General features: G+C 70.2%; 26 protein-coding genes and 1 tRNA gene. 18 read left to right on the top strand and 9 right to left on the bottom strand.

All coding sequences use genetic code 11. The annotated features are described in order from the left end of the window. From Q7A36_RS18865 to Q7A36_RS18900, 8 genes are all read left to right on the top strand, one after another. Positions 1 to 910: ABC transporter substrate-binding protein (locus Q7A36_RS18865; protein ID WP_305105286.1), on the top strand; the 910-nt coding region annotated here is incomplete at its 5' end. 68 nt (positions 911 to 978) lie between these two features. Continuing rightward, on the top strand, positions 979 to 1,923 hold the full coding sequence (locus Q7A36_RS18870) for a carbohydrate ABC transporter permease (protein ID WP_305105287.1): 945 nt from the start codon (positions 979 to 981) through the stop codon (positions 1,921 to 1,923). Beyond that, positions 1,923 to 2,825 (top strand): carbohydrate ABC transporter permease, encoded by a 903-nt coding sequence (locus tag Q7A36_RS18875; RefSeq protein ID WP_305105288.1) that lies wholly within the window; start codon positions 1,923 to 1,925, stop codon positions 2,823 to 2,825. The genes Q7A36_RS18870 and Q7A36_RS18875 overlap by 1 nt, the downstream gene beginning before the upstream one ends. 6 nt (positions 2,826 to 2,831) lie before the next feature. Then, positions 2,832 to 3,935: an ABC transporter ATP-binding protein gene (locus tag Q7A36_RS18880; RefSeq protein WP_305105289.1), complete on the top strand. Its 1,104-nt coding sequence runs from the start codon at positions 2,832 to 2,834 to the stop codon at positions 3,933 to 3,935. Positions 3,936 to 4,001: 66 nt separating this feature from the next. After that, on the top strand, positions 4,002 to 5,087 hold the full coding sequence (locus Q7A36_RS18885) for a malate/lactate/ureidoglycolate dehydrogenase (protein ID WP_305105290.1): 1,086 nt from the start codon (positions 4,002 to 4,004) through the stop codon (positions 5,085 to 5,087). Between the two features lie 4 nt (positions 5,088 to 5,091). Continuing rightward, on the top strand, positions 5,092 to 5,847 hold the full coding sequence (locus Q7A36_RS18890; protein WP_305105291.1) for a hypothetical protein: 756 nt from the start codon (positions 5,092 to 5,094) through the stop codon (positions 5,845 to 5,847). Positions 5,848 to 5,941: 94 nt separating this feature from the next. Beyond that, positions 5,942 to 7,306: a nucleobase:cation symporter-2 family protein gene (locus Q7A36_RS18895; RefSeq protein WP_305105292.1), complete on the top strand. Its 1,365-nt coding sequence runs from the start codon at positions 5,942 to 5,944 to the stop codon at positions 7,304 to 7,306. Beyond that, positions 7,306 to 8,526 (top strand): urate hydroxylase PuuD, encoded by a 1,221-nt coding sequence (locus Q7A36_RS18900; protein WP_305105293.1) that lies wholly within the window; start codon positions 7,306 to 7,308, stop codon positions 8,524 to 8,526. The genes Q7A36_RS18895 and Q7A36_RS18900 overlap by 1 nt, the downstream gene beginning before the upstream one ends. Positions 8,527 to 8,605: 79 nt before the next feature. On the opposite strand, the gene Q7A36_RS18905 is transcribed toward Q7A36_RS18900, so the two are convergent. Continuing rightward, positions 8,606 to 9,628, bottom strand: a complete 1,023-nt coding sequence (locus Q7A36_RS18905; RefSeq protein ID WP_305105294.1) for a hypothetical protein — start codon at positions 9,626 to 9,628, stop codon at positions 8,606 to 8,608. A 146-nt stretch (positions 9,629 to 9,774) separates the two neighbouring features. Between Q7A36_RS18905 and Q7A36_RS18910 the strand changes: the two genes are divergently transcribed. The 5 genes from Q7A36_RS18910 to Q7A36_RS18930 all read left to right on the top strand — a co-directional run bounded on the left by Q7A36_RS18910 (position 9,775) and on the right by Q7A36_RS18930 (position 15,470). After that, positions 9,775 to 11,010 carry an argininosuccinate synthase gene (locus Q7A36_RS18910; RefSeq protein ID WP_305105295.1) on the top strand — a complete coding sequence of 412 codons (1,236 nt, stop codon included), beginning with the start codon at positions 9,775 to 9,777 and terminating at the stop codon, positions 11,008 to 11,010. 16 nt (positions 11,011 to 11,026) lie between these two features. Continuing rightward, positions 11,027 to 11,809 carry a potassium channel family protein gene (locus Q7A36_RS18915; protein WP_305105296.1) on the top strand — a complete coding sequence of 261 codons (783 nt, stop codon included), beginning with the start codon at positions 11,027 to 11,029 and terminating at the stop codon, positions 11,807 to 11,809. 4 nt (positions 11,810 to 11,813) lie between these two features. Further along, complete coding sequence (locus tag Q7A36_RS18920) at positions 11,814 to 12,380, top strand: hypothetical protein (RefSeq protein ID WP_305105297.1); 567 nt, start codon at positions 11,814 to 11,816, stop codon at positions 12,378 to 12,380. 29 nt (positions 12,381 to 12,409) lie between these two features. Then, positions 12,410 to 12,856 carry an NUDIX hydrolase gene (locus Q7A36_RS18925; protein WP_305105298.1) on the top strand — a complete coding sequence of 149 codons (447 nt, stop codon included), beginning with the start codon at positions 12,410 to 12,412 and terminating at the stop codon, positions 12,854 to 12,856. A 97-nt stretch (positions 12,857 to 12,953) separates the two neighbouring features. Next, positions 12,954 to 15,470 carry an nSTAND1 domain-containing NTPase gene (locus Q7A36_RS18930; RefSeq protein WP_305105299.1) on the top strand — a complete coding sequence of 839 codons (2,517 nt, stop codon included), beginning with the start codon at positions 12,954 to 12,956 and terminating at the stop codon, positions 15,468 to 15,470. Here Q7A36_RS18930 and Q7A36_RS18935 read toward each other — a convergent pair. Continuing rightward, positions 15,457 to 16,425: a Bug family tripartite tricarboxylate transporter substrate binding protein gene (locus tag Q7A36_RS18935; protein ID WP_305105300.1), complete on the bottom strand. Its 969-nt coding sequence runs from the start codon at positions 16,423 to 16,425 to the stop codon at positions 15,457 to 15,459. The two genes, Q7A36_RS18930 and Q7A36_RS18935, sit on opposite strands and share 14 nt — an antisense overlap. Positions 16,426 to 16,477: 52 nt before the next feature. Next, positions 16,478 to 17,539 (bottom strand): mechanosensitive ion channel family protein, encoded by a 1,062-nt coding sequence (locus Q7A36_RS18940; RefSeq protein ID WP_305105301.1) that lies wholly within the window; start codon positions 17,537 to 17,539, stop codon positions 16,478 to 16,480. Positions 17,540 to 17,625: 86 nt separating this feature from the next. Between Q7A36_RS18940 and Q7A36_RS18945 the strand changes: the two genes are divergently transcribed. Continuing rightward, complete coding sequence (locus Q7A36_RS18945; RefSeq protein WP_305105302.1) at positions 17,626 to 17,856, top strand: hypothetical protein; 231 nt, start codon at positions 17,626 to 17,628, stop codon at positions 17,854 to 17,856. 189 nt (positions 17,857 to 18,045) lie between these two features. After that, positions 18,046 to 18,681, top strand: a complete 636-nt coding sequence (locus Q7A36_RS18950) for an FMN-binding negative transcriptional regulator (protein WP_305105303.1) — start codon at positions 18,046 to 18,048, stop codon at positions 18,679 to 18,681. 24 nt (positions 18,682 to 18,705) lie between these two features. Here the strand turns inward: Q7A36_RS18950 and Q7A36_RS18955 are convergent, their stop codons facing one another. From Q7A36_RS18955 to Q7A36_RS18975, 5 genes are all read right to left on the bottom strand, one after another. Continuing rightward, positions 18,706 to 19,014, bottom strand: coding sequence for a hypothetical protein (locus tag Q7A36_RS18955; protein ID WP_305105304.1), 309 nt, complete (start codon positions 19,012 to 19,014; stop codon positions 18,706 to 18,708). Between the two features lie 39 nt (positions 19,015 to 19,053). Beyond that, positions 19,054 to 19,920, bottom strand: coding sequence for a DMT family transporter (locus Q7A36_RS18960; RefSeq protein ID WP_305105305.1), 867 nt, complete (start codon positions 19,918 to 19,920; stop codon positions 19,054 to 19,056). Positions 19,921 to 20,009: 89 nt separating this feature from the next. Further along, positions 20,010 to 20,861 carry a bifunctional methylenetetrahydrofolate dehydrogenase/methenyltetrahydrofolate cyclohydrolase FolD gene (gene folD, locus Q7A36_RS18965; RefSeq protein ID WP_305105306.1) on the bottom strand — a complete coding sequence of 284 codons (852 nt, stop codon included), beginning with the start codon at positions 20,859 to 20,861 and terminating at the stop codon, positions 20,010 to 20,012. Beyond that, a complete protein-coding gene (locus tag Q7A36_RS18970) occupies positions 20,858 to 21,166 on the bottom strand; it encodes a DUF167 domain-containing protein (protein ID WP_305105307.1) in 309 nt (102 codons plus the stop codon). The genes folD and Q7A36_RS18970 overlap by 4 nt, the downstream gene beginning before the upstream one ends. Then, positions 21,163 to 21,474 (bottom strand): YggT family protein, encoded by a 312-nt coding sequence (locus Q7A36_RS18975; protein WP_305105308.1) that lies wholly within the window; start codon positions 21,472 to 21,474, stop codon positions 21,163 to 21,165. The genes Q7A36_RS18970 and Q7A36_RS18975 overlap by 4 nt, the downstream gene beginning before the upstream one ends. Before the next feature lie 139 nt (positions 21,475 to 21,613). On the opposite strand from Q7A36_RS18975, the gene Q7A36_RS18980 reads away from it, so the two are divergent. Further along, a tRNA-Ala gene (locus Q7A36_RS18980) sits at positions 21,614 to 21,689 on the top strand. 374 nt (positions 21,690 to 22,063) lie between these two features. Here the strand turns inward: Q7A36_RS18980 and Q7A36_RS18985 are convergent. Further along, positions 22,064 to 22,783 carry a response regulator transcription factor gene (locus Q7A36_RS18985; RefSeq protein ID WP_305105309.1) on the bottom strand — a complete coding sequence of 240 codons (720 nt, stop codon included), beginning with the start codon at positions 22,781 to 22,783 and terminating at the stop codon, positions 22,064 to 22,066. Positions 22,784 to 23,076: 293 nt separating this feature from the next. Between Q7A36_RS18985 and Q7A36_RS18990 the strand changes: the two genes are divergently transcribed. Both Q7A36_RS18990 and Q7A36_RS18995 read left to right on the top strand, forming a co-directional pair. Then, positions 23,077 to 24,327, top strand: a complete 1,251-nt coding sequence (locus Q7A36_RS18990; protein WP_305105310.1) for a cation:proton antiporter — start codon at positions 23,077 to 23,079, stop codon at positions 24,325 to 24,327. A 189-nt stretch (positions 24,328 to 24,516) separates the two neighbouring features. Beyond that, positions 24,517 to 25,113 carry an HdeD family acid-resistance protein gene (locus Q7A36_RS18995; protein ID WP_305105311.1) on the top strand — a complete coding sequence of 199 codons (597 nt, stop codon included), beginning with the start codon at positions 24,517 to 24,519 and terminating at the stop codon, positions 25,111 to 25,113. Positions 25,114 to 25,235 lie beyond the last annotated feature (122 nt).

Below are 25,235 nucleotides of genomic sequence, written 5' to 3' on the forward strand. Positions count from 1 at the left end.
CGGCACCCAGAACAAGCCGGCCTGCGTGCGCTACGACCTGCTGCAGGAGCATGCCGGGATCGATGTCCGCGCGATGTGGCCGGCCTCCAACGAGCGCGGGCCCGGCGCCGATGCCTGGACCTGGGACACCTTCCTTAAGGCCGCCGAGGCCTGCCACAAGGCCGGCGTGCCCTTCGGCCTGCCGATGGGCCAGTTCACCGACGCGGTGGACTGGGTCGGCGCCATGTTCCTCAGCTACGGCGCCCGCATCACCAATGCCAAGGGCGAGCCCACCATCAAGGGCAACGACAAGCTGAAGCAGGCGATCGACTATGGCGTGCGCCTCTCGAAATTCCTGCCGAACGACGTCTGGGCCTGGGACGATGCCTCGAACAACCGGGCGCTGATCTCCGGCAAGTCGGCGCTGGTCTTCAACCCGCCCTCCGCCTGGGCGGTGGCCAAGCGCGACAACCCGGCGGTGGCCGAGAAGTGCTGGACCATCCCGATGCCGGCGGGGCCCGAGGGCCGCTTCCTCGCCTATCTGCCCTACACCACGGGTATCTGGTCCTTCGGCAAGAACAAGGCCGCGGCCAAGGCCATGCTGGAGTTCCTGACCCAGCGCGAGAGCGCCGAGTTCACCACCAATACCAGCGGCGGCTACGACATCCCGCCCTTCGCGACGATGTCCGACTTCAAGGTCTGGGAGACCCAGGGCCCGCCGGTCGGCACCATCTCCAACTACCCGCTGAAGCCGCACCACCAGGCGAAGACCTCGATCGCCTTCGACCCGGCGCCGCCGGAACTCGCCTCGCAGATGTACATCCAGGCGCTGAACACCAAGGTGATCGCGCGCGTCGCCCAGGGCGGCGAGAGCATCGACCAGGCGATGGCCTGGCTGGAGCGCGAGATCAACAACATGCGCCGCGGCTGACGCGGCGGCCCGGCCGGGCGGCGTGCCGCCCGGCCCATTCGAATCCAGCACAACGGGGAGGGGCTTCCATGGCCCTCGATGCCACCACTGCCACCGCGGCCGGGCCGGGCGTGACCCCGGTGCGGCCCGGCCTGACCCTGCACCGCATCGCCCAGCGCCGGTCCACCATCGCCTTCCTGATGGCGCTGCCGCTGATCGCGGTGATCGCGGGGCTTGTCGCCTGGCCGGCGGGCTATGCGATCTACCTCTCGACCCTGAGCCGGCGGATGACCAGCAATATCGGCCTCGGCAATTTCGAGATCCTCCTCGAGTCCGAGACCTTCCGGATGGTCATCTGGCAGAGCTGCATCTTCGCGATCAGCGCGGTGGTCCTGAAGGCGCTGCTCGGCTTCTGGCTGGCGCATATGCTGCACCACGTCCCGGCCAAGGGGCAGAAGATCTGGCGCGGCCTGCTGCTGCTGCCCTGGGTGATCCCGCCGGCGCTGTCGACGCTCGGCTGGTGGTGGATGTTCGACCCCAGCTATTCCAGCCTGAACTGGATCCTGAACGCCATCGGCGCCCCCTCCGTCCCCTGGCTGGGCGAGCCCTGGTGGGCGCGGGCCTCGGTCATCATCGTCAATGTCTGGGCCGGCACGCCCTTCTTCATGATCATGTACCTCGCGGCGCTGAAATCGGTGCCCGACCAACTGTACGAGGCGGCGGCGATCGACGGCGCGACGGGCTGGCAGGGGCTGCGCTACGTGACCCTGCCGATGATGCGCAACATCATCAGCATCACCGTGCTGTTCAGCCTGATCGTCACCTTCGCCAATTACGACATCGTCCGCGTGCTGACCAATGGCGGCCCGCGCGACCTGACGCATGTCTTCGCCTCCTACGCCTTCCAGGTCGGCGTGCTGTCGGGGAACATCCCGCGCGGCGCGGCGGTCAGCCTGTTCATGTTCCCGCTGCTCGCCGTGGTCGCCTTCTTCATCCTGCGCGGTGTCAACCAGCGCAACCGGGAGATGGCGTGATGTCCGCCACCGCAGCCCGCCCCTCCGCCGTCGTCCCGGGCCTCGGCCGCAAGGTCGGCTCGCTCCGCAAGGAGCGGCGCTGGGCGCTCGTCACGGCCTATGTCTCGCTGGTCGTCGCCGCCATCGTCATGCTGGCGCCGCCGGTCTACATGCTGCTGACCAGCCTGAAGACCAGCGCCGAGATCTCCAACCCCGTCGGCACGCCCTGGATCGTGCGCCACCCGACGCTCGAGAACTACACGGCGCTGATCGGCGACCCGATGTTCCGCGGCTTCTTCTTCAACAGCATCAAGGTCACCGTGCTGGTGGTCTGCCTCACCATGGTGATCTCGGTGCTGGCCGCCTTCTCGCTGGCGCGGATGAAGTTCTTCGGCAGCCAGGTGCTGGCGACGGGCGTCTTCCTGACCTACCTGGTGCCGGACACGCTGCTCTTCATCCCGCTCTACCAGCTCGTCGGCGGGCTCGGCCTGCTGAACTCCACCTGGGGCCTGGTGCTGGTCTACCCGACGCTGACCGTGCCCTTCTGCACCTGGATCATGATCGGCTACTTCGCCTCCATCCCGAAGGAGCTGGACGAGGCGGCGCTGATCGACGGCGCCAACTGGATGCAGATGCTGACGAAGATCTTCATCCCCGTGGCCCTGCCGGGCATCATCGCGGCGACGATCTTCGCCTTCACCGTCTCCTGGGCCGCCTTCGTTTATCCCACGGCCTTCATCACCCGGCCGGACGAGATGCCGCTGACCATCGGCGTCGTCTCCCAGCTCATCCGCGGCGACACCTTCGCCTGGGGCCAGCTCATGGCCGGCGCCCTGCTCGCGGCGCTGCCGCCGGTGATCGTCTACGCCTTCCTGATGGATTATTACATTGCGGGCCTGACGGCCGGCGCGACGAAGGGCTAAGCGGCGATGGCGCAGGTCAAGCTCAACAGGATCGTCAAGGAATACGAAGGCGGCGTGCAGGCGGTGAAGGGGATCGACCTCGACATCGCCGACCACGAATTCGTCGTGCTGGTCGGGCCATCGGGCTGCGGCAAGTCCACGACGCTGCGGATGATCGCGGGCCTCGAGGAGATCTCCCGCGGGGAGATCGCCATCGGCGGCAACGTGGTGAACGACATCCCGCCGCGCGACCGGGACATCGCCATGGTGTTCCAGAACTATGCGCTCTATCCGCACATGACGGTCTACGACAACATGGCCTTCGGGCTCATGCTGCGGAAATTCCCGAAGGAGGAGATCCGTCGCCGGGTGGAGAACGCGGCGCGCATCCTCGACATCGGCATGCTGCTCGACCGCAAGCCGAAGGCCCTCTCGGGCGGGCAGCGGCAGCGGGTCGCCATGGGCCGCGCCATCGTCCGCGACCCCAAGGTCTTCCTCTTCGACGAGCCGCTGTCGAACCTCGACGCCAAGCTGCGCGTGCAGATGCGGACCGAGATCAAGAAGGTCCACCAGACCGTCAAGACCACCACCATCTACGTCACCCACGACCAGGTGGAGGCGATGACGCTGGCCGACCGCGTCGTCGTCATGAACCACGGCGTGATCGAGCAGGTCGGCCCGCCGACCGAGCTCTACCACCGCCCCGCGACCAGGTTCGTCGCCGGCTTCATCGGCAGCCCGGCGATGAACTTCATCCCGGGCCGGCTGGTGAACGGCGGCGCGGCGCTGAACGTGGAACTGGCGGGCGGCATCCGCCTGCCGGTGCCGGCGGAGCGGACGCAGCGCTATGCCGGCTATGCCGGCCGGGAGGTGCTCTTCGGCATCCGGCCGGAGCACCTGACCGAGATCCGCCCCAACGACCACCGCCCGAACCTCGCGCCGCTGAGCCTGACGCCGGAGGTGGTGGAGCCGATGGGCATGGAGACGCTGGTGCATATCTGGCTGGAGGGCACCGAGATCAGCGCCCGCATCGACCCCGCCGTCCCGGCCGAGCCGGGCGTGCCGCTGCCGCTGGCCGCCGATATGGGCCAGATGCACCTGATCGACCCGCAGAACGACCGGATCATCTGAGCGAAGGCCTCCGGCGGGGCGCGGCGGGGATACCCGCCGCGCCCCGAATGCATTAGCAGGGACCCCATGGACACCAATGCCCCGGTGCTGATCGGCGCCGACACGCTCGAGACCCTCGTCGCCCATATCTTCGTCGCCAATGGCTGCGACGCGGCGGAGGCGGACCGGATCTCCCACCACCTGCTCGGCGCCAACCTCGCGGGCCATGACAGCCATGGCGTGGTGCGCGTGCCGCGCTATGTCGAATGGCAGCAGGCCGGCTACATCGTCGCGGGCCAGAGCGCCGACATCGTCACCGATGGCGGCGCCTTCGCGCTGCTCGACGGCAAATGGGGCTTCGGCCAGACCGTCGCGCCGCAGGCCTGCGCGCTGGGCATCGAGCGGGCGCAGCGGCACGGCACCGCGGTGATCGCGCTGCGCAATGCCGGCCATGTCGGCCGCATAGGCGCCTATGCCGAGCAGGCGCTCGCCGCCGGCCTCATCTCCATCCATTTCGTCAATGTCGCGGGCAGCGTGCTGGTCGCCCCCTTCGGCGGGACGGAGCGGCGCTTCTCCACCGCGCCCTTCTCGGTCGGCGTCCCCACCGACCCGCCCGTCGTGCTCGACTTCGCGACGTCCCGCGTCGCCGAGGGGAAGGTCCTCGTCGCCTCGAACGGCGGCAAGCCGCTGCCGCATGACGCGCTGGTCGAGCCCGATGGCAGGCTCTCCGCCGATCCGCACACGCTCTATGGCGACTACCCGCCGGTGGGGCCGCGCAACCCGGCGGGCGGCCTCGGCGCCATCCGCGCCTTCGGCGAGCACAAGGGATCGGGCCTCGCCTTCATGTGCGAGCTGCTGGCCGGCGCCTTCACCGGCGGCGGCACCTCCGGCCCGGTGGAGGGGCGCGGGCGCATCGCCAATGGCATGCTCTCCATCTACATCTCGCCGAAGCATTTCGGGACCGAGGCGGAGTTCAAGCGCACCGCCGAGGACTATGTCGCCTGGGTGAAGTCCTGCCGCCCCGACACCCCGGGCGGCGAGGTGCTGGCCCCCGGCGAGCCGGAGGCGCGGCTGCGGGCCGAGCGCCTCGCCAAGGGCGTGCCGCTGCAGCCCGATACCTGGGAGAGCATCGTGCGCTGCGCCCGCGCCCTCGGCGTCACCGTCCCGAACTGAGCGCGTGTCCGAGAGCCTGACCGCGGCGGCGCGCTACGCGATTTACGCGCCGATCCGCCGCCACCTCCTGACCGAGGCCTCGAAGCGCATCCCGCTGGCCTCCGTCGCCAGCCAGGCCCGCGCGCTCACGCTCTGGGACGGCAGGCAGGTGCGGCCGGCGGACGAGATGCAGCTTGCCGCCGTCTTCGACCTCGGCGTGCTCGACCCCGTCGGCGGCCATTCCCGCGCCATCGAGCGGCAGGTGAAGGCCGATCCGCCGCTGCCCGGCAGCGAGGAGGAGCGGATGCTGCGCGCCCTGATGGAGGCGCGCTTCGGCCTCTATCGCCTGCTCGGCCAGCGGGCGGAGGGCGGCGTGGAGGCGATCTCCGTCCCGGGCGGCGAGCCCGTGGTGATCTGGGACAGCCACCTCACGCGCGGCCGTGCGCCCGGCGCGCTGATCGGCACCCGCCTCGCCTGGCCGGAGGAGGACCTGGCCATGACCTGCGGCACCGCCATCAGCCTCGACAGCCGGGCGGTGGAGCGGCTGCTGCTCGGCACGCCGCCGCAGAAGGGCCCCGTCCTGCCCCGCCTGCCCTTGCCCGAGGACGGCGCGGCGCTGGAGCGGCTGCTGGCCGAGCCCGCGGCGCGGATGCGGCTCGAGGCGCTGTCGCGCGCGCCGGGCTTCGCCGTCATGGTCACCCGGACGGCGATCGACCTTGGCCTGATGGGCGCAATCCCCGGCCGCACGCCGCCGGAGGCGATGCCGCCCCCGGCGGCGTGAGCGCACCCCCTTGCCGATCACGCCACCGCTGGCCTAACTGGCGGTGGGGATGAACGCCGGAACCTCGCGCAACCACTGCCCAGGGGAACCGGACGTGCCGGATCAGGATCAGACCGTCGATACGGTGCCGCCGGCGCCGAAGCTGCTGGCGCTTGCCTTGCAGCATGTGCTGGTGATGTATGCCGGCGCCGTGGCGGTGCCGCTCATCATCGGGCGGGCGGCGAAGCTGCCGCCCGAGCAGGTGGCGCTGCTGGTCAATGCCGACCTCTTCGCCTGCGGCATCGCCACCCTGGTGCAGTCGGTCGGGCTCGGCCCCTTCGGCATCCGGCTGCCGGTCATGATGGGCGTGACCTTCGCCGCCGTCGGGCCGATGGTCGCCATGGCGAATGCGCCGGATCTCGGCCTGCTCGGCATCTTCGGCTCGGTCATCGCCGCCGGGATCGTGACCATGCTGGTCGCGCCCTTCGTCAGCCGGCTGCTGCCGCTCTTTCCCTCCGTCGTCACCGGCACGATCATCCTGATGATCGGCATCTCGCTCATGCGGGTCGGGGTGAACTGGGCGGCGGGCGCGCCGGCGCCGACCCTGCCGGGCTATGGCGATCCGCTGCATCTCGGCATGGCGGGCGCCGTGCTGGTGCTGATCCTGCTGATCACCAAATATGCCCGCGGCTTCCTGGCCAATATCGCCGTGCTGCTCGGCATCGTCGCGGGCTGCGCCGCGGCCTGGGCGATCGGCCGGATGGGCTTCGCCAAGGTCGCCGCCGCGTCCTGGTTCGCGCCGGTGCTGCCCTTCGGCTTCGGCATGCCGGTCTTCGACCCCGTCGCCATCCTGACGATGAGCATCGTCATGGTCGTGGTGATGATCGAATCCGCCGGCATGTTCCTCGCGATCGGGGAGATGGTGGACCGCCGGGTGGACGAGGCGGCGATGACGCGGGGCCTGCGCACCGACGGGCTCGGCACCGTCATCGGCGGCATCTTCAACACCTTCCCCTATACCTCCTTCTCGCAGAATGTCGGGCTGGTCGGCGTGACGGGGGTGAAGTCCCGCTGGGTCACCGCGGCCGGCGGCGCGGTCATGCTGGCCATGGGCCTGATGCCGAAGCTCGGCGCGCTGGTCGAGAGCGTGCCGCTCTTCGTCCTCGGCGGCGCGGGCATCGTCATGTTCGGCATGGTGGCGGCGACCGGGGTGCGCATCCTCTCGGGCGTCGACTACCGGGACAACCGCCACAACCTCTACATCGTCGCCATCTCCATCGGCTTCGGCCTGATCCCGCTGGTCGCGCCGCAATTCTTCCGGGCGATGCCGCATGCGCTGGCGCCGATCCTGGAGTCCGGGATCCTGCTCTCGGCCATGATGGCGGTGGTGCTGAACCTCTACTTCAACGGGCTCGGCACCGCCGCCGCGGCGCGCGAGGGCGCGGCGGCGGCGGCGCGCAGCCAGGAGGCGGTGCACTGATGGACCCCTATCTCCACGAATGGGGCGGGATGCTGCTGCGCTGGCTGCATGTCCTCGCCGGCATGGCCTGGATCGGCAGCAGCTTCTACTTCATGCATGTCGACGCCATGCTGAAGCCGGCGCCCGACATCCCCGCCGGCAAGGGCGGCCAGATCTGGGAGGTGCATGGCGGCGGCTTCTACCAGGTCCGCAAATGGCTGGTGGCGCCCAGCGAATTGCCGCCCGACCTGCTCTGGCACAAGTGGGAGGCCTATACGACCTGGCTCTCCGGCTTCGCGCTGCTGGCCTGGGTCTATTACGGCGCCTCGGAGCTTTTCCTGATCGACCCGGCGGTCGCCGATATCGGGCCGGTCACCGCCGCGGCGATCGGCATCGGCTCGCTGGTCCTGGGCTGGGTCGCCTATGACCGGCTCTGCAAGTCGCCCCTCGGCGAGGACGAGGTGAAGCTGGCCGCCATCGGCTTCGCCTTCGTCGTCCTCGTCGCCTTCCTCTTCCAGCAGGTCTTCAGCGGCCGCGGCGCCATGATCCATACCGGCGCCCTGATGGCGACCTGGATGGCCGGCAACGTCGCCATGATCATCATCCCGAACCAGCGCAAGGTGATCGCCGCGCTGCTGGCGGGGCAGGCACCGGATCCTGCGCTCGGCAAGGCCGGCAAGGTGCGCAGCACGCACAACAACTACCTGACGCTGCCCGTGCTGTTCCTGATGCTGGCGAACCACTACCCGATCCTCTGGTCCACGCCCTATGCCTTCGTCGTGGTCGGGCTGATCCTGATTGCCGGCGCGGTGATCCGGGTCTTCTACAACCTGCGCCATTCCGGCCGCGGCAATCCCTGGTGGACCTGGGCGGTCGCGGCCGCCTGCATCCTGCTCGCCGGCCTCGTCAGCCTCACCTCCTCGCCGGTGGGGCGGGAGAGGCTCGGCCTCGCGGCGCGCGAGGCGCCGGGCACCACCCTGCCGCACGGCGTCGCGGCGCCGCCGGCCGAGGTGGTGGAGATCGTCACCGGCCGCTGCTCCATGTGCCATGCGGCGGAGCCGGTCTGGGCCGGCATCCCGATCGCGCCCAAGGGCGTGCGGCTGGACACGCCGGAGCACATCGCGCGGGAGGCGGCGGCGATCCGGACCCAGGCCGTCCTCAGCCACGCCATGCCGCCGAACAACATCACCGGGCTGGAGCCGGCGGAGCGGCGCGTTCTGGCCGCCTGGCTGGCGCAATAGCGCGGGCAGGGACCGGGTCGCGGCGCCAGCCGCCCGGCGTCGCCCACGCGATGCGGTCGCCCCGCCGGTCCCCGGCGGGTCAGTCGCAGCGCGCGGCGCCGCCCTCGACGAAGGCCAGCAGGCAGGCGCCATAGCGGAGCGTGAAGCCCGATTCCGCCCCGCCGCCATGGCCGCTCACCTCCGGCGGCCGGTCGAGGAAGAGCAGCCCGCCGACGCGCGGGGCGTTCAGCGTGCGGAACAGCGCGGCGCGGCGGTCCGGATCCGGGTCGAACTCGTCTTTGGCGAAATTGGCGACCACCACCCGGGCCGCGGGGCTGCGGGCCGCGGTCAGCACCCGCATCAGGTCCTCCAGCGCCCAGGCCCAGGCCGGGCTGCCGCGCGCGCCATGTGCTGCCGGCGCGATGGCGACGACGCCGTCCACCAGCCCCGGCGCGTCCAGCGCCTGCAGCGCGTTCCAGCCGCCGCGCGACTGGCCGCCGACGATGACCTTCTGGTAGCCCTGCGCCCTGAGCGTCCGCAGCGCAGAATGCAGCCACTCCGCGGCGGCATCCGTCTCGTCCGTCGCCGGGTCGCGGTCGAAGCGCAGCACGTCGTAGCCGGCATTGTTGAAGACGCGGACATGCGGCTGCGGCTGGCTGCCGCGGCTGTCCTGGCCCCCGGCGGCGCGGCCATGCGCCCAGACATAGGCGCCGCGCGCCTGGCCGGGGCCCTGCCAGAAGAAGCGGTCATCGGGCACCAGCGACCAGCCCGGCCCGCTGCGGACGGGCTTCAGGGCGGCCGCGGGCGGCGCGCTCTCCCGCCCCGGCCAGACCACCGAGAGGTCGCGGGCATAGAGCTTGCAGCCGCTGCCGCCCCAGGAGGCGCAGAGTTCCAGCGCCCGCGCCTCGGTGGCCGCGGCGTCCGGCAGCGCCGAGGCCCAGCCCCAGGCGCCCGTCGGGCTCAGCGCGAAGGCGCGCGGCGTCGCCTGCTGCAGGAAGCGGGCATAATCCTCCCGCCCCTCGGCGCCGAGATGCGGCACCGCGGCGGTGTCGAGGACGGTGGGATGCGCCGGCGGCTCGGCCCGGGCGGGGACGAGGGCAACGGCACACAGGATAAAATACAAGAGTATGTGATATCCCATAAACGTGAGGAAACCACATCGCCGCCCCCGCTTGCAACAAGCCTCTTGTCCCAGGCCGCCCGACGGGGCAGGACAGCCGCCTTATCGCAGGCCGCCGGGCCGCTCCGGGGCCGACAAGGACTCTCCCGATGCGCGTGAAGGACGTGAAGAAGGTCGTGCTCGCCTATTCCGGCGGCCTCGACACCAGCGTGATCCTGAAATGGCTGCAGACCACCTACCGTTGCGAGGTGGTGACCTTCACCGCCGATCTCGGCCAGGGGGAGGAACTCGGCCCCGCGCGCGACAAGGCGCTGCTGCTCGGCATCAAGCCGGAGAATATCTTCATCGACGACCTGCGCGAGGAATTCACCCGCGACTTCGTCTTCCCGATGTTCCGGATGAACGCCCTCTACGAGGGGCAGTACCTGCTCGGCACCTCCATCGCCCGGCCGCTGATCGCCAAGCGGCAGATCGAGATCGCCGAGCAGGTCGGGGCGGATGCCGTCGCCCATGGCGCGACCGGCAAGGGCAATGACCAGGTCCGCTTCGAGATCGGCTACTACGCCCTGAAGCCGGACGTGAAGGTCATCGCCCCCTGGCGCGAATGGGACCTGACCAGCCGGACGAAGCTGCTCGAGTTCGCCGAGGCGCACCAGATCCCGATCGCCAAGGACAAGCGCGGCGAGGCGCCCTTCTCGGTCGACGCCAACCTCCTGCACAGCAGCAGCGAGGGCAAGATCCTCGAGGAGCCCTGGGACGCCCCGGACGAGATGGTCTGGCAGCGCACGATCTCGCCCATGGACGCCCCGGATACGCCCACCGAGATCGTCATGGAGTTCGAGCGCGGCGACGCCGTCGGCATCAACGGCAAGCGCCTGTCGCCGGCGGCGCTGCTGACGGAGCTCAACGCCCTCGGCAAGGCGAACGGCATCGGCCGCCTCGACCTGGTCGAGAACCGCTTCGTCGGCATGAAGTCCCGCGGCTGCTACGAGACGCCGGGTGGCACCATCCTCTGGCAGGCGCACCGGGCGATCGAGAGCATCACCCTCGACCGCGAGGCGATGCACCTGAAGGACAGCCTGATGCCGCGCTATGCGGAGCTGGTCTACAACGGCTTCTGGTTCAGCCCGGAGCGCCGGATGCTCCAGGCCATGGCCGATGAGAGCCAGCACAGCGTCACCGGCGAGGTGCGGCTCAAGCTCTACAAGGGCAATGTCATCGTCACCGGCCGGCGCAGCCCGCACAGCCTCTACTCCATGAAGCACGTCACCTTCGAGGAGGACCAGGGCGCCTACGACCAGTTCGACGCCCAGGGCTTCATCAAGCTGAACGCGCTCCGGCTCCGGCTCGGCGCCATGGCCGGGCGGAAGGGCGGCGCGCTCTAGGCCTGCCATGCGGGAGATGGCGCGGCGCCACGGCCTCCGGGTCGTGCTGCGCCATCTCTACGAGGCCGGGACGCCCGCGGCGAAGCGCTTCCGCTACGCGCTCCTCGGCCTCGACATCCTCAGCGTCGGCTGGATCGCCCTCGCCTCCTTCCTGCCGGACACCGGCCTCGTCCTGACCGTGGACGTGCTGCTCGGCCTCGTGCTGCTGGCCGAGTTCTGCCTGCGCATCGCCGCCAGCGGCGTGCCGCTGCGGACGCTGGTCGCGCCGCTCAACCTCGCCGACCTGGTCGCCATCCTCTCCCTGCTGCTCGCGCCCGTGCTGCAGGGGGCGCTCGGCTTCCTGCGCGTGCTGCGCACCCTGCGGTTGCTGCATTCGGTGCGGCTCATCAGCACCCTGCGCAGCGACCTGCCCTTCTTCCGCCGGAACGAGGAGGCGACGCTCGCCGCCGCCCAGCTCGGCGTCTTCCTCTTCGTCATGAGCGGCCTGGTCTACGAGACGCAGCACCGCGGCAACCCGGGCATCCGCAACTACGCCGATGCGCTCTATTTCACCGTCACCAGCCTGACCACCACGGGCTATGGCGACGTCACCCTGCCGGGGACCACCGGGCGGCTGCTCTCGGTGGTCATCATGCTGGCGGGCGTCACGCTCTTCCTCCGGCTCGCCCAGGCATTGTTCCGTCCCGTGAAGGTGCGCTATCCCTGTCCCGCCTGCGGCCTGCAACGGCATGAGCCGGATGCCGTGCACTGCAAGGCCTGCGGCCACATCCTGAACATCCCGGATGAGGGGGAGGCCTGACGCCATGCGCACCATGTCCATCGCCGCGCTGCTGCTCGCGGCCCTGCTGCCGGCAGGCCAGGGCTTCGCGCAGTCGGCCTGCCCGGGCCACCTCTCCGCCACCGCCCTGCAGCCGGTGCCGCGCGACGCGGTCTACGGCATCGCGCTCCGCAGCGACGACGCCACCAGCCGGGCGCTGCGCGACCAGGTCTTCGCCGCGCTGCGCGCCCGCGGCCAGCGGGTGGGGGAGCCAGCGACGCATGTGCTCTCCTGGCGCGGCGGCCTCGCCACGGACGGGCCGGGGCGCGGCGGCAGCGACCCCTTCCGCTTCGACGACAGCGACCGCTTCCACGAGAGCGACGATCTGCACTGGATGCAGGACCTGCCGCGCAACCGCCGCCCGGGTGGCGCGCCGGCGGCGCAGCGGCTGAACGGCAGCGTCGAGCTGCGCGACCGCGCCACCGGCCGGGTGGTCTGGACCGCGGTGCTCTCCTGCGACCGGCGGGGCAACGACCAGGCGGCGCTGATCTGCACGCTGGTCGGCGCCGTGGTGCCGGCGATCGGCCAGACTGTGGCCGGGCGGGCCTTCTGACCCTGGCCGCTGCCGACGCCGTCTGGCGCTTGGTCTTCCGGCTGGGCTACCCGCTGGCGCGGCTCTCCTGGGCGCTGCGCCGGCCGGCGCGGAACGGCGTGATGGTCGCGGTCTGGTGGCAGGGCCGGATCCTGGTGCTGCGGCAATCCTACCGGCGCGGCCTGACCTTCCCCGGCGGCGCCATCGAGCCCGGTGAGGCCCCGGAAGCCGCCGCCCGCCGCGAGCTGCGCGAGGAGGTGGGGCTGGAGGCGCCGCCTGGCGCGCTGCGCCCGGCCGGCGAGGTCACGGTCCGTTTCGAATCCTGCCGCGACCATGTGCGCTTCTTCGAGCTGCGGCCGGAGGCCCCGCCTCAGCCTCGGCCGGACAACCGCGAGATCATCTGGGCAGGTTTCCTTGATTCGTCCGCCGCGCTCGCTGAACGCATGCCACCCTATGTTCGACTCTACCTGAAGGAGCGCATAGTTGCGCGACGCTGATCCACGAGGCGATTAGCCGAGTGTGTTTGTCAACGGGACTGGTTGATCTTTCTCCCAATCTGATCACGCCATTAGTTCAGCTGTGGCAGGAGGGCTGATGCCGGAAGAAGCGCATCTGCGAAAGAAGTCGGCCAAACCGAAGCCAGTTCCGGGCAAAGTCGAAGCAGCCGGACGTGATCTCTGGCTCGACCGCTTCCTTGCTGATGTCCAAGTCTACGCGGGGCAGTTCACGGCGGTGGCAAAGGCTTTCGCCGGGTTGCTGGTCGCGGCGGTCGGGATAGCGACGGCTGCCGCTTTCCAGGTGCTCCCCTGGTGGGTCGCGATCCTCGTCTTAGGGTTGCCCATCGCTGCCGCAATTCTGCATTTCTTGGCTACCAAACCGACGCGGCGTCCCGCGTTGCTCGACCTCACTGAAGGAGTTGAGCGAGGCTTTTTTCGGATTGGCTCCTATACCGAGCAGGATCGGGATGTCTATCGCCGCGCCGACGGGGCCCATGAGCAGGTGCGCGATTGGTTGGAGCGAACCACTGCGGTCCCGTTATACTTGACTGGCGATTCCGGTGCTGGCAAATCTTCTCTGCTATCGGCCGCCGTGTTACCCGAACTCGCTAGGCAGGGTTGGCGGATTGTTGCTGCGCGAGCCCTGGACGACCCCGAAGCGAGCCTGCGGGCTGCCCTGAAAAGTGATGTGGCGGAGCTACCTACGGTGATCGCCGCCGCCGTGCCTCGGGCTAAGCGTGGCCAAGAGCCTCCAGGTTTGCTGCTGCTACTCGACCAATTTGAGGAATTTCTGATACTCGCGAAGCAGGGACTTGTGCCTCCTTATGCCGCTGAACGCTTTCTTACTCTGCTGAGGCGGTTGGAGGCAGAACCTGTTCTCGGTCTTCGCCTGCTACTGGTGCTGCGGAAAGATTACCAAGCCGATCTCCTGCGGGCTGGATTGCCGCCGTTGCAGCAAGGGCGGAATTGGCAGGAAGTGGACAGCTTCCATCCCCCGGACGCGGTTGCTTTCCTTAAGGCGTCCGGTCTCGGCCTCGACGATGTGGCGGTATTGCGTTTGGTGGAAGGCGTCATCGCGCTGGACGGCGTACCCGCGAAGGTACGGCCAATCACTCTTAACATGGTCGGCTATATCCTGGCGCATGGACATGGCTGGCGAAAGGGCAACGAGGATGTCGGTACGCTGCTGCAGGGCCATGTCGCGCGTGCCCTACGACAGACAGGCATCACTATGCAGGCACCGCGACTGGTGCCCGGATTGCTGACCAACGTAGGGACGAAGCGGGCGCGACAGCTCCAAGATTTGGCGGCGGAGGCGGGGCTGGACGAGGCGGAGGCCCGGACGGTCCTCCTTAACCTCCAGCGCATGGGGCTCGTCCGTCCACTGGGCGCGCAGGAGGAGAGTTGGGAGATCTCGCACGACTTCGTCGCGCGTCTGCTGGAGCGGGAGATCACCCGGACAAAGCCCCGCCGCTGGTGGTGGCATGCGGAAGCAGCCGGCGATCCCGCAGAGGCGCGCCGGGTCGCTGAGGCGGAGGCGAGACGAGCTCTCGCCGACCTCGGCTTGTTCCTCCGTGCCACAGGCAAGGGCGATACGCTGGTGTTAGAGGCGGGCGCCGCGGAACAGGCGGAACTGGAGCGAGGTATAGCATACTTAAAATTTTTATCGTATCGGATCATGTCCGCCAGAATAGGTCAAACTCGGATCGACGATGTGAAGCCGTTGGCTGTCTTAACCTTTCTCCAAGATCTTTCTTTGCCAAGAACAGGCGTTACGAACTTGGAGCCGCTGGCGAGTTTGGCTTCACTGCAAAAACTCAATTTACAGGGCACGAAAGTTACGGATCTAGAGCCGCTGGCAGGCCTAACTGTCTTGCAAAGCCTTGATCTGTCTGGAACACAAGTAGCGAACCTGCAGCCGCTTGCTGGTTTGCATGCGTTACAAAACCTCCGCCTTGTTCAAACGCCAGTCGAAAATTTGGAGCCGTTAGCTGGCCTGACCACGCTTCAGAACCTCGATCTCGTTCATACACCGGTAGCGAACCTGCAACCGCTGGCTGATCTGGTTGCGTTGGTCGAGCTCAAACTAACTGGTACGAAAGTAACGAAGCTAGAGTCGCTGGCCGGCCTCACCGCGCTGCGGCGCCTCGACCTGTCTAGAACGTCCGTAGAAGACTTGGAGCCGTTGGCAGGTTTAACCGCGCTGCGGAGTCTCGACCTGTCTGGAACGCCCGGAAAAGATTTGGAGCCTTTGGCAGGTTTGACCGCGCTGGCCGAACTCAAATTAAGTCATAAAAGGGTGACGAAGCTCGAGCCGCTAGTTGGGCTGACAGACCTGGTGTATCTTGATTTGAGTTACACGGCAGTAGCCAATCTGGAGCCGCTGTCTGGTTTCACCGCATTACAGATGGTGAGTTTAGTTGGAGCGCCGGTAACCACTTTGGAGCCGTTGGTTGGTTTGACTGAGCTAAAAAGTGTTCTCACAAAGGGACTATCTGCCGATAGCCGCACTGCATTCATCGCTGCTCGCCGTGCCCGCGGCCTGTCGTCCGTGGAACTCAACGACATGGATAACGACATGGATAACGACATGGATAGCGTCACTCCGGCTTGATGCCGGTCTCCTGCACGATCTGCTTCACCACCGCCCGCTCCCGCCGGATGCGGTCGGCGAAGGCTGCCGCGCCCTCGAAATTCGGCTCGTTGCCGGCGTCCTTCAGGCGCTTCTGCACCGTCTCGTCCTGCAGCGCTGTGCGCATCGCGGCCTCGAGCTTCGCGATCACCGGGGCCGGCGTGGCGGCGGGCGCGAACATCGCGTTCCAGCTCGTCAGGTCGAAGCCGGGATAGCCGCTCTCGGCGATGGTCGGCAGGCTGGCGAGGCTGCCCATCCGCCGGCCGCTGGTCAGCGCGATGCCGATCGCGCGGCCATCCTCGATCAGCGGCCGGAAGCTGTTGGCCGTGCCGATGGCGCTGTCGAGGTTGCCGGCCGCGATGTCCCGCGCGCTCTCCGGCCCGCCGCGATAGGGGATGTGCTCGAGCTGGACCTTCGCCCGGCTGGCCAGCAGCGCGCCCGCGAGGTGCCCGACCGTGCCGGTCCCCGGCGTGCCATAGGCGAGGCCCGGGTTCTTCCTGGCGTAATCCACGTATTCGGCCAGCGTCCTCGCCGGGAAGCCCTTCCGCACCACCAGGACATAGGGCGCCGAGACCGCCTGGGCGACCGGGGCGAAGGCCTTGTCATGGTTGTAGGTCAGGCCCTTCACCAGGAAGGGCACGATCAGGAAGCCGAAGCTGTCGAAGAGCAGCGTATGGCCATCGGCCGGCGCCTGCGCCACCGCGCCGCCGGCGATGGAGCCGCCGGCGCCCGGCCGGTTCTCGACCACGAGGGGCTGGCCCAGCGCCTCGGACAGCTTCGGCGCCAGCAGGCGGATCACGGTGTCCGACTGCCCGCCGGGCGCGAAGGCGACCAGCACCCGGATGGGCCGGCTCGGAAAGCCGCCCTGGGCGCGGGCGGGCAGGGCAAGGCTGGGCAGGGTGATGGTGGCGGCGAGGAGGCTGCGGCGTCCCGGCATGGCGTCGTCTCCCGGATCTTTCCCCAAGGCTTTCCCGGGGCGGCCGCGCGGGTCAAGCCACCGCCCGCTGCGCCCCCGTCATCTCCACCCGCTCCTGCGGCAGGGCATTCGGGTGCCGCGCCGCCAGCCAGGCGATCAGCTTCTCCCGCATCAGGCAGCGCAGGTCGAACATCCGCCCGGCATCGGCGGCGCTCATCAGCACGCGCACCTCCATGCTGCGCTCCTTCAGGTCGGTCACCTGCACGGCGAAGGCGCGTCTGTCCCAGAGCGGCGTGGCATCGAGGATGCGCTGCGCCTCGGTCCGGATCGTCTCCACCGGCACGGTGTAGTCGACATAGACGAAGATGGTGTCGAGGAGCTGCGAGCCGGTGCGGGTCCAGTTCCGGACGGGACGCTCGATGAAATAGGTCAGCGGCACGATCAGGGACCGCAGGTCCCAGGTGACGATGGTGACATAGGTGGCGGTGATCTCCTCCACATGCCCCCAGTCGCCCTCCACCAGCACCGCGTCGCCGATGCGGATCGGCTGGGTGAGCGCGAGCTGGATGCCGGCGATAAGGTTGGAGACCGCCGGCCGCGCCGCGAGGCCGGCGACGATGCCGGCGACGCCGGCCGAGGCGAAGAGGCTGAGCCCGACGGTGCGCACCGCCGGGATCGCGGTGAGCACCAGCCCCGCCGTCAGCGCCAGCCCGGCCGAGACCCAGAGGCGGCGGAAGACGACGAGCTGCGTCCGCCGCCGCCGCGCCATCCAGTCCTCCTCGGTCAACCGGCTGCGGTCGAGCCAGGCATCGAAGATGGCGGCCACCTTGCGCGTCAGCGCCCAGCCCAGCGCCGCGATCAGCGCCAGCCGCGCCACGCCGCCGACCGCCGTGACGAATTGGCGGGGCAGGTCGAGCTCCGGCAGCGCGGTCAGCACGGCGAGGAGCGCGACGGCGACCCGCAGCGCGCCGCGGCCGTCCTGCACCACGCGGCGGGCGACCGGGGCGTATTGTCCCCGCAGCACCCGGTCGAGCACCAGGTGGAACAGCGCGAGCGCCGCCAGCGCCGCCGCCGGCGCCGCGAGGAAGGCGAGCAGCAGCGAGAGCCAGAGCGGCATCGGGTCGGGCAGGATCATCCGGCACTCCTTCGGCGTCCCGGCGGGAACGCACCGGAACCGCGCCCTGCCGCCGGCGTTCCGCGCCCGGACCGAAGGAGCAGGCCATGCCGCAGGACAAGGGCAAGGGCACGGGCGAGCCCGGCTGGAGCGAGACGGAGAAGGGCCACGGCGCCCCCGGCGGCGGTGATGCCGGCGCGGCCGGCGAGCCCGCGCCGAAATCCGGCTATGGCGGCGACGCGCGGGCCGAGACCGAGGCCGCCGCCGCCGAGACCGAACGCGACCAGAAGACGAAGCCCGACGCGCCGCAGCGGAGCGGCGACCGCCGGCCCGGCTGACCCCTGCCGCGGCCCGCCGCGCGGCCGATGACGCCGCCATCGCCATGGCCCCGGGGACCTGGCCGCGCGGCGCCGGGTCGCCACCCGGCCGGGCGCAACCCCGGCCGCCGCGGCACCCTCCGCCGGCGCAACCCCGCCCCGCGCGCGGCGCCGTTGCGGCGGCGGGCGGCGATCCGGCAGGCTGTCCGGATGTACAATCCGCCAGCTTTCCGGGAGGACCGCCCGGATATCCTCTACGGCCTGATCCGCAATGCCCGCCTCGCCCTGCTGGTCTCGAACGGCGCGGGCGGCGTGCCGGACGTCACCCACCTGCCCCTGACGCTGGTGGAGGAGGAGGGCGTGCTGCTCGGCCACCTCGCCCGCGCCAACCCGCACTGGCAGGCGCTGCGCGCCGCCGGCCGGGCGCTCGCCGTCTTCCAGGGGGCGGAGGGCTATGTCTCGCCGAACTGGTACCCCTCCAAGGCCGAGCACCACCGGGTGGTGCCCACCTGGAACTACGAGGCGGTGCATGCCGAGGGCCCGATCGAGGTCATCGAGGACCCGGCCCGGCTGCACGCCATCGTCTCCCTGCTGACCGAGCACCAGGAGGCGGCGCAGCCGAAGCCCTGGTCGGTCGCCGATGCGCCGGAGCCCTTCGTCGCGGCGCAGCTCAAGGGCATCGTCGGCCTGGCGCTGCGGATCGAGCGGCTGGAGGGCAAGCGCAAGCTCAGCCAGAACCGGGCGGAGCCGGACCGCGCCGGGGCGGAGGCCGGGCTGGCGGCGAGCGCGGATGCGCGGGACCGCGCGGTCGCGGCGGCGATGCGTAAATTAGGGGCCGCGAAATGAATCGCTCAGAGAGCTTCGTCGGCCTTAATCAGCATCTACCTGTGAGGATCGCCGATATTTGTCTTTTTTACTGAGTTGTGATGCACGCAGTCCATCTAACGCGCCGGACAACGCATCTTGCACGTGAAAACTTGGGTGGTTCTCGCTCGCCTTGGCGATCATATGCCAAAGATTTAACCTATATTTTTCTACTTCCCAGTCAGCGAGGGTGCGTATATTTTTTTCCTTGACGTCTAGAAAAAGACCGCTTGCCATTTCTTCAACTTCTTTGCGGCTTTGGCCCTTCTCGGCCGCACGGATCAACAGCAAAGCGATACGTTCGAAAGCTCTCATAAGGAAATATCATATCATTCTCGTGTTGGAGTCGCAACATTAAATTTTGCGGAGACGAAGTAAGATGGCCAGCCCGGCGAGCGTCACCGCCCCGCCCGCCAGGTCGGTCCAGCCCAGCCGCTCCCCCAGCAGCGCCCAGCCGAGGACCGCGGCGAGCGGCGGGGCGAGGAGCTGCAGCGCCGCGGCGGTCGCCGGCGGCAGCCGGTCCAGCATGACGAAGAACAGCGCATAGCCGCCGATCCCGACCACCAGCACGCCATAGGCCAGCGCCAGCACCAGGGTCAGGCTCGGCGCCGGCGGCAGCGCCGGCTCGGCCAGCCCGGCGATGACGAGCAGCGTCGCCGCCGCGACCGTCGTCTGCGCGGCATTGGCGGTCCAGGGCTCGATCCGCCGCCGCGCCGGGGCGAAGGCGAGGATGCCGGCCGCCTGGCTCAGCGCCCCGCCGAGCGCGAGGGCGACGCCCCAGAGTTCCGCCACCGCCACGCCCCCGGCGCCGCGGCCGGCCCCGAGCACCGCCACCCCCAGCCAGCCGAGTCCGAGACCCGCCCAGGCCAGCGGCGGGATGCGCTGCCGGAGGAACAGCGCCTCCCCGCCCGCGACGAAGAGCGGCGTGGTGGCCGAGAGCAGCGCGACCAGGCCCGAGGGCAGCACGCGCGAGGCCGTCCAGGCCCCCGCCAGGTAGAGCGCCGAGCCGAAGACGCCCATGGCGACGAGGCGCCAGGCATCGGCGCGGGCCGGCAGCGCCGCGCGGCGCCAGGCGACCACCGCCAGCAGCAGCGGCGCGACGCAGGCGAAGCGCGCGGCGAGGCCCCAGAGCGGCGGCCATTCCGGCACCACGCCCTTGATGGCCGTGAAGGCGGAGGCCCAGATCGCGACGAAGAGCAGCCCCGGGCCGAGCCCCGCCATCCCTGCCTCCCATGCAATGCTTCACGGCCGGGCGGGGACGGGCGGGATGGCAGCCCCTTGCCCCCGCCGCCGCGCCGGCCGGCGCCGGATCAGCCCGCCGGGCCGCGGCGGCGCAGCGCCGCCTCGAGCGTGTTCTCCAGCAGGCAGGCGATGGTCATCGGCCCGACGCCGCCCGGCACCGGGGTGATGGCGGCGGCGCGCGCCGCCGCCTCGGCGAAGGCGACGTCGCCCGCCAGCTTGCCGCTGGGGAGGCGGTTGATGCCGACATCGATGACGATCGCGCCCTCGCCGATCCAGTCGCCGCGCACCATCTCCGGCCGCCCGACGGCGGCGACCAGGATCTCCGCCCGCCGGCATTCGGCGGCGAGGTCGCGCGTGCGGCTATGGGCGATGGTCACCGTGCAGTCCGCCGCGAGCAGGAGCTGCGCCATGGGCCGCCCGACGATCTGGCTGCGGCCGAGCACCACCGCGCGGGCGCCGGACAGGCTTGCCCCGGCCTCCCGCAGTAGGTGCATGCAGCCCTTCGGCGTGCAGGGGACGAGGCCGGGCTGCTGCGTCGCCAGCAGGCCGGCATTGACCGGGTGGAAGCCGTCCACGTCCTTGGCCGGGTCGATGGCGGCGATCACCGCCTCCTGCCGGATCTGCGGCGGCAGGGGAAGCTGCACCAGGATGCCGTCCACCGCCGGATCGGCGTTCAGCCGGGCGACCAGCGCCAGCAGGTCGGCCTCGGTCGTCTCGGCCGGAAGCTGCAGGGTGGCGCTGTCGAAGCCGGCCGCGGCCGCGGCGCGGTCCTTGTTGCGGACATAGACGCCGCTCGCCGGGTCGTCGCCGACGCGCACCACGCGCAGCCCCGGCTGGAAGGACAGCCCGGCGATCCGCGCCGCGAGCGCGCCGCGCAGCCTCTCGGCCACCGCCTTGCCGTCGATGATGCGTGCGGTCATGCCAGCGTCTCCAGCCGGGAGGCCAGCGCCGTCGGGTCGCCGGCGACGAAGATGAGCTTCTCGCGCGCCGCTGCGCCCTGCGCGACCTCGGCGGCGGAGGGGGCGACGCCGAGGGCGCGGGCGAGGGCGGCGCAGACCGCCCGGTTCGCCCGCCCGTCCTCCGGCGCCTCGGTGACGGCGAGCTTCAGGCGCGGCCCGTCGGCGCCCGGCGCGAGGCCCAGCAGCCCGGCCCGGCGGGCCCGCGGCTGCACCTTCACCCGCACCGCGACGCCCGCGGCTTCAGCCCGCCACCAGGCCGCGGTCAAAAATACAGCCCGCCCCGCCAGAGATAGCCGCGCAGCGCGCCGAGCAGCATCTGGGTCGCGGTGATCAGCAGCAGCACCACCAGCGGCGAGAGGTCGACGGGGCCGAAATTCGGCAGCACCCCGCGGATGCGGCGGAAGAGCGGGTTGGTGACGCGGTCGAGGAAATCCGAGATCGTCCAGACCAGGCGGTTGCGGGTGTCGAGGACGCCGAATTGCACCAGGAGCTGGACGATGACGGCCAGCACCACCGCCCACCAGAGCAGGTCGAGCACGGCGCCCGCCAGATAGAAGATCACATCCAGGAACATCGACCATCCCGCCGGAAACGCTGGCGCAACCTAGTGAGGTGCCATGGCTGCGGCAAGCGCAGCAGGCGCTTGACCTGCCCCGCGGGGTGGGGCATATGCGCGCTCCCCGCGGCACCCCAATGCCGCAGGCGAGTGGTACGGGGCTGTAGCTCAGTTGGGAGAGCGCGTCGTTCGCAATGACGAGGCCAGCGGTTCGATCCCGCTCAGCTCCACCATTCCCCCCTTCTCCCGCATCATGGACCGGGCCCGGCACGCCAGTTGATGGCGTGAGCATGTGCCAGGCCGACCGCGGCTGCCCGCCTCGGGGCAGGCCTGCTTCCACTCCGCCCTGGGATCCGCGGCGGCGCATGGGTGGCGCGCGCCCGGGCCCGGCAGCGGCGGATCCATCGACACGAGGCCCCGCGGCGGCGATGCGCCCGGTCCGCCCTGCGGGCCGGGCAGCCCGCACCTCCGTCCCGTCCGGCGAGATTCGTCTCCAGGCCCGGCGCCCGCGCCATCGGCATGCCTGCGGCCGGGCGGGGGTGGAAGGCGTATCACGGGCCCGCGAAGGGTCCCGGCGCCCTGCCCGGCGCGGGCAGGGCGGCCCGGATCAGGCCGCCAGCCGCTCCGGCACCCGCGGGTCCAGCCGATAGGCGCCGCGGTCCGTCAGCAGGAGCTGCGGATTGGCCGGATCGGACTCCATCTTCTGCCGCAGCCGGTAGATATGCGTCTCCAGCGTGTGGGTGGTCACGCCGCTGTTGAAGCCCCAGACATCGGCCAGCAGCGTGGTCCGGTTCACCGGCGCCGAATTGGCCCGCAGCAGGTATTTCAGGATCCGGCACTCCTTGTCGGTCAGCCGGACCTTGCGGTTCTTCGCCGGGTCCAGCAGCAGCCGGGCGCTCGGGCGGAAGAGGTAATGGCCGATGCTGAAGACCGCGTCCTCGGAATTGTCGAAGACGCGGAGCTGGGCGCGCAGCCGGGCCAGCAGCTCGGACAGGCGGAAGGGCTTGGCGACATAGTCGTTCGCCCCGGCCTCGAGGCCGCGGACCACGTCCTGCTCGGCATCCGCGCCGGTCAGCATGATCACCGGCATCTTGCGCCCTTCGCGGCGCAGGCGGGCGCAGAAGTCGCGGCCATCGCCATCGGGCAGGCCGATATCGAGCAGGACCGCGTCGTAGCGGCAATCGGGATCCTCGAGCTTCGCGGTCGCCTCGGCGGTCGTGCCCACGGCATCGGCGACGAACTCGCCATCCAGCGCGATCTGCTCGGCCAGGGTGGAGCGGAGGTCGACATCGTCCTCGACGATGAGGATCGGGCGGGCGAGGGTCATGGCGGTCTCCTGTGTTGCGCGTCCCAGGACGCTAGCGCGGAGGCGCTGAAATTTTGCGCCAATGCTCAACCTGTGAGATTAGATACGCGGTTTCGTGTCCTCGGCGCGAAGGAATAAACACCAACGGATGAACACGATGATGTGCGGTGCGACACGCACACATCACTTAGACAGGCGAAGTTTGGCGAGGGGAGGGGCCTCCTGCGGCAAGACCGCGGCAATGTCCAGGCGGTCACGGGATCCGCGGCCCGGCGTTGCCGCAGGACCACACCGGACCGGACCCCTCCCCACACATGGATCCCTACCTCGTCCTGCTGGTCGGCGCCGGCGCGCTGATCCTCCTCGTCGCCTGGCTGCCCATGGCCCTGAAGGAACTGCCGCTCTCGCTGCCCATGATCTGCGTCGCCTTCGGGGCGGCGACCTTCGGCCTCTCGGCCGGCGACGCGCCCAACCCCCTGGTCTTCCCCGCCGTGACGGAGCGGCTGGCGGAACTGGTCGTCATCGTGGCGCTGACCGGCGCCGGGCTGAAGCTCGACCGGCCCTTCGGCTGGCGGCGCTGGGTGCTCACCTGGCGGCTGCTCGGCCTCGCCATGCCGCTCTCGATCGCCGGCATCGCGCTCGTCGCGCAGGGGCTGCTCGGCCTCGGCATCCCCGCCGCCCTGCTGCTCGGCGCTGCGCTGGCGCCGACCGACCCGGTGCTCGCCTCCGACGTCCAGGTCGGCCCGCCCGGCTCGGGCGAGGAGGACGAGGTCCGCTTCACCCTGACCGCCGAGGCCGGGCTGAACGACGGCCTCGCCTTCCCCTTCGTCATGCTGGCGATCGGCCTCGAGCTGAACGACGGGCTGGCCGGCGACTGGCTCTGGCGCTGGGCCGCGCTCGACATCCTCTGGCGGCTCGGGGCCGGGCTGCTGGCCGGCTATGCCGTCGGCACCGCGCTGGGCTGGCTGACCTTCCACATGCCCAACCGCGCCCGCCTGTCCCGCACCGGGGACGGCTTCGTGGCGCTCGGCGTCACCTTCCTCGCCTATGGCCTGACCCAGTTGGTCCATGGCTACGGCTTCGTCGCCGTCTTCGTCGCCGCGGTCGCCATGCGGGCCGCCGAGCGCAACCACCAGTACCATGATCGCCTGCACGACTTCGCCGAGCAGACCGAGCGGCTGCTGATGATGGTGCTGCTGGTGCTGTTCGGCGGCGCGCTCGCCGGCGGGCTGCTCTCGCCGCTGACCTGGGAGGGCGTGGCGGCCGCGCTGCTCTTCGTCTTCCTGGTGCGGCCCCTGGCGGGGCTCGTCTCCCTGGCCGGCGCCCCGGCGCCCTGGGATGAGCGGGCGGCGATCGGCTTCTTCGGCATCCGCGGCCTCGGCAGCATCTACTACCTGGCCTTCGCCCTGAACCAGGCGCCCTTCCGGCAGGGGGAACAGCTCTGGGCCGTGCTGGGGCTGACCGTGCTGGTCTCCATCGCGCTGCATGGCGCGACGGTGACCCCGGCCATGCGGCTGCTCGATGAACGCCGGCGGCTGCAGGGCGTCCTGCCTCTGGGCGGCTGAGGCGTGCCGATGACCGAAGGGCCGGATGGCCCGGAGGTCTGAATCGGCTCGCTCGACAGGCAAGGTGATCCGATGACCGCAGGGCCGGATGGCCCGGAGGTCTGAATCGAACCGCCCAACACACAAGGCGCGGTTGGCGCCGCCGGCGCCGCGCTGCATTCTGACGCTGGAACCGCAGGAGGCACATCCATGTCCGCGACCCATGCCACGCCGCCCAGCCTGACCGGGCGCTTCCCGCTGGTCCGCCGGATGGCGGCGGGCTGGTGGGTCTTCGTCCTGCGCGGGGCGGTCGCCATCCTCTTCGGCATCCTGGCGACGGTCGCGCCGGGGGCGGGGCTCGCCTTCATCCTCGGCGTGCTGGCGGCTTGGATGGCGATCGACGGCATCTCGACCCTCTACCAGGCGGTCAAGGGCCCGCCGGAGCGGCACGGCGCCTGGTTCTGGGTGGACGGCATCGTCTCCATCCTCGCCGCCGTCGCGATCCTGCTGCTGCCCGGCGTCTCGGCCCTGACGCTGGTCTACATCACCAGCTTCTGGAGCATCGCCAGCGGCATCTTCCGCCTGATCCTCGCCTTCCGCCTCGGCAGCGTGCTGATGGGGCTGTTCGGCGCGATCGCCGTCTTCTTCGGTTTCTGGCTGCTGCTGAACCCCGGGCCGGGGCTGCTGGCGCTGATCTGGATCGTGGCGCTGCAGGCCTTCTTCGCGGGTTTCGTGATGATCGGCTTCGGCTGGCGGCTGCGGCGCATCCACCACGATCCGCACGGGCCGGCGGTGGGGCGGGGGTAGCGAGGGGGACGCCGTCCCCCTCGTGCTCCCCCTGCCAAGGGCTTAAGGCCCTTGGATCCCGTGAGTCTCCCGGTGGACGCACCCGGGCCGAGGGGCGAAACTCCGCCAACCCTGGAGTGAAA

This window comes from Paracraurococcus lichenis (assembly GCF_030657435.1).
GTDB lineage: Bacteria > Pseudomonadota > Alphaproteobacteria > Acetobacterales > Acetobacteraceae > Paracraurococcus > Paracraurococcus lichenis.